The sequence below is a fragment of the Pediococcus parvulus genome (assembly GCF_007990205.1).
GTDB classification, from domain to species: Bacteria; Bacillota; Bacilli; order Lactobacillales; family Lactobacillaceae; genus Pediococcus; species Pediococcus parvulus.
The window spans coordinates 1-5,479 of the sequence record NZ_BJWE01000064.1; the positions used below are offsets into that span (position 1 = coordinate 1).

Below are 5,479 nucleotides of genomic sequence, written 5' to 3' on the forward strand. Positions count from 1 at the left end.
TTTTTTGTGGTTTCAACCTTTAGTTAACCTATGAAAACCAGAACACGGCTCTTTTTGAGTTTTGTTCTGGTTTTTTCTATATAATGGCCTTCAGAAAAGACGCTTAGTGCTAAACATGATACTATTAAAGGGAAATAAATTTTGTAACTGCCTGGGGGAATGGCTAAGATGGGTAAAATCAGAATAAATAATATGAGCTTTCATACATTTAACGGTGTGTTTGCTGAAGAAAAGAAACTGGGTCAGCGCCTTGAAATTGATGCTGAACTCACCTATCCAATTGAAGAGAAGGTTCTGCACGACAACCTGAAAGAAACGGTTAGTTATGCGGACGTCTACCAAACCATTGAAGATTTCGTTTTAAACAATAACTACAATTTAATTGAGAGTGTGGCTAATCATCTTTTGAAAAAAATTCTGGCCACCTACCCGACTATTCAGGCCGTTAAATTAAAAGTGCGCAAATATAGCGTCCCGATTGCCGGAATCTTTGACAACATTGAAATTGAAGTTTCCGGAGAACAGCATCATGAATAATGACGTTTATTTAAGTGTTGGCTCTAATCTTGGCGATCGCCAGGCCAACTTAAAACAGGCTGTTAACCTGCTCGACCAGAATTCAGCCATCAACGTTAAAAAAGTTTCGCCCATTTATCAAACGCAACCGGTGGGTGGCGTCCCGCAAGATGACTTTTTAAATATTGCCATTCACTTGTCCACTTCTTTAGATGCCCATCGTCTTTTAGATGAGTTACATCAGATTGAACAGAATTTGCGTCGGAAACGGCTTATTCATTGGGGACCCCGGACAATTGATTTGGACATTTTGTACTTTAATCACGAAACCTATCAGGATGACACATTAATCATCCCCCATCCCGAAATTGCCAACCGCCGTTTTGTGCTGATCCCACTGTTAGATGTTTTAACAGATGACAAATTGATTGCTAAAACCCAGCAACAATTACAAACGACGCCTGACCAGAATTGGGTAGAAATTTTACATGACTAAGAGGTAACCAGAATATGATCGAAAAAAATAAAAAAAAGATAGAAAACGCCGTGCATGACATTATTGAAGCCATTGGCGATGACCCCAAAAGACCTAGCATTCAAGAAACTCCCGCCAGAGTGGCCACAGCCTATGAAGAAATCTTTGCTGAAACTGGCAAGCAACATTTTGAGGATTACAAAATTTTTAATGTTGCCGAAAATGCCGGGATGGTTTTGGTGCAAGACATTCCTTTTTATTCCATGTGTGAACACCACATCCTCCCCTTCTTTGGCACGGTCAATGTGGCCTACGTTCCGCAAAACGGTAAAATTATTGGCTTGAGTAAAATTCCCCGGTTGGTCGACTTTGCCTCGCACCGACCAAGTGTCCAAGAAAACATCACAGTGATGATTGCCGATGAATTACAACGCATTTTAAACCCTAAAGGTGTGGCAGTATCGATTTCTGCACGCCATATGTGCATGGAAATGCGTGGAATCAACAAATCGGGTCTATTTACGTATACGAATAAATTTTTGGGCACCTTTGCCGATGATCACGAGTTAAAAAACGAATTTCTCCAACAGACGCATCAGAGGTAATCACTTACCATGAACGAAGACCAACAAACCTACCAAAATTTAATTGCAAAAATGAATCATCAAGTTCTAGTCACTCAAGATAATCGGGTAACCATTTTACGAAAAATCCTGGTTGACCTCCATTATCCAGATCAGAGCTATAAAATTATCCACATTGCCGGAACCAATGGCAAGGGGTCATCCGGTGCCATGTTGGGAGCTATTTTGCAGGAAAATGGCTACCACGTGGGTCGTTTTTCCAGCCCCGCGATGTTAGACGACCGCGAACAAATTAAACTTGATGGACAAATGATTAGTTATAAGGCTTTTCTTCAAGCCTACCAATTTATTAGTGACACGCTGGGAAACCGAGATCAGGTCGCTTCGCTTTCAATTTTTGAGTGGTTTACTTTAATTGCCTTGGTTGCTTTCAAACAGGCAAAAGTAGATTTCGTGATATTGGAAGTCGGATTAGGTGGTAAAAATGATGCCACAAACGCAATCTCTGCGCCATTATTGACTTTGTTTACGCACATTGATTACGATCATACCCAAATTCTCGGCCATACCATTCGCAAAATTGCGACTCAAAAATCCGGTATCATTAAATCGGGTTCATCAGTGATTGTTGCACCCCATCAAAAACAAATTACGCGTGAAGTCTTGCGGACTGTGGCTGATAAACACCATGTGGCCATCCATTTTGTGCGTAACATTCAGTTGAAAGTTTTAAATCAGGATCAGACAGGCACCCAAGTCCAGATTAGTGGCCCCCTAATTACCAAACAAGTTTATCAACTGGGCTTGATCGGTAACTTTCAACTAGATAATTTAGCTACGGTTTTAAGTGCTGTAACTTGGCTTCGGCAAAATGGCACGTCACTCGACCAACAGTGCGTTTACAAGGCTCTATCACAGCTCAAAGTTCCCGGACGTATGCAGATTATTCAGCAGCATCCCACCGTTATTTTGGACGGAGCACATAATCCTGATGGTGCTAAACAATTAGTTCAATCATTAAAAAGTTTGTTTCCAAATCGAAAAATCCATTTTCTATTGGGCTTTTTGGCGGATAAAAATTACTTTGAAATGTTGAAAAGTTACTTACCAATTGCAACTAATGTGTATGTGAACACGCCCAGTCAGCATCAACGGGCTTTAGACAAATATCGCCTTGCCACTGTGATTCGAAATGAGTTTCATTTTGCTAACGACCATCTTTTTGAAACCAACGATTCACACGAAGCGCTTGCCCAAGCTCGGCAAAGAAGTTCCACAAACGATGTCATTATCATTACTGGTTCCTTTTACTTTATCAAACAATTTGAAGGTGAATTTCATGTTTAATCAACCAATTCTCATTGCTTCTAATAACCTAGATAAAACCATCGAACTTGCCAAATGTTTTAAGGTAGCAAATGTGCACGCCCAGTCCTATCAAAATAAGCTTGCACGCACAACCTTTCCAAAGGAAGGTACGACAAGCTATTTAGATAATGCGCGGCAAAAAGCAATTTTTATTGCTGAAAAGATGCCTCACGCTTATGTTTTAGGGGATGACTCTGGAATGATTGTAGATGCTTATCCAGATAAATTTGGTGTTGAAACTTCACGCCAACTAGTAGATTATCCTACAGATAAAGATAAAAACGATTATTTGATCAATTTGGTGGCCGGTAAATCACGAAACGTGACCTTACGGACAGATCTGGTTTTATGTTCACCTAGTCACCATCTGTATCATGGTTTTGGCGAGTTTAAGGGGACCTTTAGCGACCAAGAACGGGGCCAAAATGGTTATGGCTTTGACAAAATCCTCATTCCTCAGGGTGAAACTCATACCCTAGCCGAGATGCCAGATTGTAAAAAGGCCCCTTATCTACATCGCACAAAGGCAGTTCATAATCTTCTAAAAAGGGCGGTTCAAAACGAATATGAATATTTCTGACAAAACTGAAGAATTTGCACATCCCGATTCATTTGAGGCTCAAATCGCCTATGATACGTTACGTAACGCGCGTAAAATTGCGTTGCAGTTTACCGATCTATCTGAACCAGAAGTGGTCAAACTAACCAAATTATTGGCAGCATTTGATGTTCCCATTCGAGCCAACAAAAATAGCGTCCAGACCGTTCTCCCTTTGACTGCGTTTCAGTTGTTTATGGAACATTTCAAAGATCGGTTTCAAAACTCTGTCAGTCAAGAAAAGTTGACCGAAATTTATGCGCAGCACGGCGTTTACTGGAATTATGGAAATCAGCACCGCGATTTAATTCAAAAACCTTTAATTTACGGTATTTTAAATATTACCCCGGACTCATTTTATGATGGTGGTCGTTATTTTGAACCTCAAAAAATCATGGATCGCGTTGCTGAGATGGTTGCGGCTGGGGTGGACGTCATTGAACTTGGCGGACAAACCACACGGCCGGGTTTCAAAGAAATAACTGCCGATGAAGAGTTAGCGCGCATTATGCCTTACGTAAAGCAGATCCACGACTCCTACCCTCAAGTCACTTTAGCTGTTGACACCTACAAATTTGAGATCATGCGTGACATCGTTAAGGACGGCGAAGTTGATATTATAAATGATGTGAATGCCTTCACTGACGATCCGCGTAAACTTGCTTTATTGGCACCAACTAAAATGGGCTTGTTAACCATGCACAGCAGTCGTGACACTGAGTATGACAATTTGACTCAAGAAATGCGAAACTTTTTCAAGCAGAATCTAGATCAATTGACTACTGTTGGAATCGATCGCGACCGTATCGCCTTAGATCCCGGAATTGGTTATGCCAAAGTTGCAGACGGTTATCAAGATTATGCGATGATGCGCAACATCGATCAGTTTAATGATTTTGACCGCCCCACAATGATTGCCATTTCCCGTAAGGGGTTTGGCGCAAAATTATTTGGTTTAAAAAAAGAGGACCGTTTATCGGTCACTCTTATTGCAGAAACTTATATGTATTTGCATGGCGGAAATATTTTGCGCGTCCATGACATTACGGAAACGAAGCAACTTGTGAAGATGCTTCAAACCATTAACAATGGGTATTGGTTCAAAAATGCTAGTAAAAAAGATTGAGACATTTTTCTCAATCTTTTTTACTAGTTTTAATTTGAAGGTAACATGGTTGCAAACGATCCGTCCCAAATACTTTCATGATGCTTGATGATTGTTTGAGCATTCAAAAGGTCTGAGTCAAAGGTTGTGGTTAATCCCCTTGTGACTTCAACCTCATAATTTAGATGACGTGCAACCCGAATTGTGGTGTCCACGCAATACTCAGTTTGACCGCCACAAATTTCAACACTATGCGTGTTGTAGGTTTTTAAATAAGCCTCTAAATTAGTGTGATAAAACGAATCGGGTGTTGTTTTGACGATGAATTCATCTTTCTGCGATTTAAAGTCTAATTTGTCGGTTAATTCAAAGGCTTCGGTATCGCTTGGAATCTCATCATCGGTAGTTTGGACGAAAAAAATCGCCTTTTTTTCTTGTCGATAAACGGCGATTCGTTTGTTGATGCCTGCCACAACTGCATCAAAATTCGCCATTTTATGCAATGCATTTTGCATATCAATTACAATTAAGACATCTGCCATTATATTTCCTCTTTCATAAATCAAGTTTGTTTGACAGTACTAAATCTAAAGTACTTTCGGTATCCAAAGACGATCTATTTCCCTGTTCAAGGCATCATCAATCAAGTAATACGCTTATGAACTTTGCGAATAAGTTCAAGAGAAATGAATTGGTAATGCAAATATAACTCCCCAAATGAGCATCTTGTCCTATTATAGTACAACTGAATGGAAAAGAGGAAAACGCTACATTTTTTATTTAAGAAATTCTTAAAAACAGTGAGTGAAACAAAGCGGTAAGAGAGGAAATTT

General features: G+C 40.0%; 7 protein-coding genes. 6 read left to right on the top strand and 1 reads right to left on the bottom strand.

Annotated features, from left to right (window positions below):
- Positions 1 to 168 precede the first annotated feature (168 nt).
- The 6 genes from folB to folP are packed head-to-tail and all read left to right on the top strand — an operon-like array spanning position 169 to position 4,667.
- The gene (folB, locus tag PPA04_RS09005; protein WP_084254361.1) at positions 169 to 537 is read left to right on the top strand and encodes a dihydroneopterin aldolase; all 369 of its coding nucleotides are present in this window, start codon (positions 169 to 171) and stop codon (positions 535 to 537) included.
- On the top strand, positions 530 to 1,012 hold the full coding sequence (folK, locus tag PPA04_RS09010; protein WP_057785009.1) for a 2-amino-4-hydroxy-6-hydroxymethyldihydropteridine diphosphokinase: 483 nt from the start codon (positions 530 to 532) through the stop codon (positions 1,010 to 1,012). Before folB ends, folK begins: the two co-directional genes overlap by 8 nt.
- A 14-nt stretch (positions 1,013 to 1,026) precedes the next feature.
- The gene (folE, locus tag PPA04_RS09015; RefSeq protein ID WP_057785008.1) at positions 1,027 to 1,596 is read left to right on the top strand and encodes a GTP cyclohydrolase I FolE; all 570 of its coding nucleotides are present in this window, start codon (positions 1,027 to 1,029) and stop codon (positions 1,594 to 1,596) included.
- Between the two features lie 9 nt (positions 1,597 to 1,605).
- Positions 1,606 to 2,922 carry a bifunctional folylpolyglutamate synthase/dihydrofolate synthase gene (locus PPA04_RS09020; RefSeq protein WP_057785007.1) on the top strand — a complete coding sequence of 439 codons (1,317 nt, stop codon included), beginning with the start codon at positions 1,606 to 1,608 and terminating at the stop codon, positions 2,920 to 2,922.
- Positions 2,915 to 3,523, top strand: a complete 609-nt coding sequence (locus tag PPA04_RS09025) for a non-canonical purine NTP pyrophosphatase (RefSeq protein WP_057785006.1) — start codon at positions 2,915 to 2,917, stop codon at positions 3,521 to 3,523. The genes PPA04_RS09020 and PPA04_RS09025 overlap by 8 nt, the downstream gene beginning before the upstream one ends.
- Positions 3,510 to 4,667: a dihydropteroate synthase gene (gene folP / locus PPA04_RS09030; protein ID WP_057785005.1), complete on the top strand. Its 1,158-nt coding sequence runs from the start codon at positions 3,510 to 3,512 to the stop codon at positions 4,665 to 4,667. Before PPA04_RS09025 ends, folP begins: the two co-directional genes overlap by 14 nt.
- 29 nt (positions 4,668 to 4,696) lie before the next feature.
- Here folP and PPA04_RS09035 read toward each other — a convergent pair whose 3' ends face one another.
- A complete protein-coding gene (locus tag PPA04_RS09035) occupies positions 4,697 to 5,188 on the bottom strand; it encodes an isochorismatase family protein (RefSeq protein WP_057785004.1) in 492 nt (163 codons plus the stop codon).
- Between the last annotated feature and the right edge of the window lie 291 nt (positions 5,189 to 5,479).

Coding starts and splice junctions, on each gene's coding strand:
- folB (WP_084254361.1), top strand. CDS start 169: ATGGGTAAAATCAGAATAAATAATATGAGCTTTCATACATTTAACGGT.
- folK (WP_057785009.1), top strand. CDS start 530: ATGAATAATGACGTTTATTTAAGTGTTGGCTCTAATCTTGGCGATCGC.
- folE (WP_057785008.1), top strand. CDS start 1,027: ATGATCGAAAAAAATAAAAAAAAGATAGAAAACGCCGTGCATGACATT.
- PPA04_RS09020 (WP_057785007.1), top strand. CDS start 1,606: ATGAACGAAGACCAACAAACCTACCAAAATTTAATTGCAAAAATGAAT.
- PPA04_RS09025 (WP_057785006.1), top strand. CDS start 2,915: ATGTTTAATCAACCAATTCTCATTGCTTCTAATAACCTAGATAAAACC.
- folP (WP_057785005.1), top strand. CDS start 3,510: ATGAATATTTCTGACAAAACTGAAGAATTTGCACATCCCGATTCATTT.
- PPA04_RS09035 (WP_057785004.1), bottom strand. CDS start 5,188: ATGGCAGATGTCTTAATTGTAATTGATATGCAAAATGCATTGCATAAA.